This is a genomic window from Stenotrophomonas sp. 05L44_2, assembly GCF_056665995.1.
In genome coordinates, this window is sequence record NZ_JBFTNR010000988.1 from 1 (window position 1) to 1153 (window position 1153).

General features: G+C 63.9%; 1 protein-coding gene. It reads left to right on the forward strand.

Annotated elements, in window-relative coordinates:
* Nucleotides 1–233: 233 nt before the first annotated feature.
* Nucleotides 234–1153: thioredoxin-disulfide reductase (gene trxB, locus AC1VAN_RS22550; RefSeq protein ID WP_480986828.1), on the forward strand; the 920-nt coding region annotated here is incomplete at its 3' end.

Sequence of the window (1153 nt, forward strand, 5' to 3'; positions counted from 1 at the left end):
CCTTAGACCATACCTTTGGAATGCGCTGTTAGTGTTTGATAATAAACGAGACGGCGTCAGTTTTCAGTTATCCGTTGCCGCGCAAGCGATGACAGGGCCTGAAACCGCCCGTGGATGGCGCTGTTCTGTTCATCGGCTTGAATCGCCCTGCCCCAGCCGCCACTCTATGACCAGCCAAGGATGCTGTGCAAACATCGCCGCGCCTTGTCCCATCTACCTTTTCGCGAGTCTACATGAGCACCAGCCTGCCCTCCCGCCACCAGCGTCTTGTCATCCTCGGTTCCGGCCCGGCCGGTTGGACCGCTGCMGTCTACGCTGCCCGCGCCAACCTGAAGCCGGTCGTCATCACCGGCCTGCAGCAGGGTGGCCAGCTGATGACCACCACCGAAGTGGACAACTGGCCGGGTGACGCCCATGGCCTGATGGGCCCGGACCTGATGGCGCGCATGCAGGCCCACGCAGAGCGCTTCGAGACCGAGGTCATCTTCGACCACATCCATACCGCGGACCTGTCGCAGCGCCCGTTCAAGCTGATCGGCGACAGCCACGAATACACCTGTGACGCCCTGATCATCTCCACCGGCGCGACCGCCAAGTACCTGGGCATCCCGACCGAAGACGAGTTCAAGGGCCGCGGCGTCTCCGCCTGCGCCACCTGCGACGGCTTCTTCTACCGTGACCAGGACGTGGTCGTGGTCGGCGGCGGCAACACCGCCGTGGAAGAAGCGCTGTACCTGTCCAACATCGCCCGCAAGGTCTATCTGGTCCACCGCCGCGACACCCTGAAGGCGGAAAAGATCATGCAGGACAAGCTGTTCGCCAAGGTTGAAGCCGGCAAGATCGAAACCGTCTGGCACCACCAGGTGGAGGAAGTGCTGGGCAACGAGGCCGGCGTGACCGGCGTGCGCGTGAAGTCGACCCTGGACGGCAGCACCCGCGACATCGATGCCCACGGCTTCTTCGTGGCCATCGGCCACCACCCGAACACCCAGCTGTTCRACGGCCAGCTGACCATGAACAACGGCTACCTGGAAATCCGTTCGGGCCTGGGCGGCAACGCCACCCAGACCTCGGTGGAAGGCGTGTTCGCCGCCGGCGACGTGGCCGACCAGCACTACCGCCAGGCGATCACTTCGGCCGGCTTCGGCTGCAT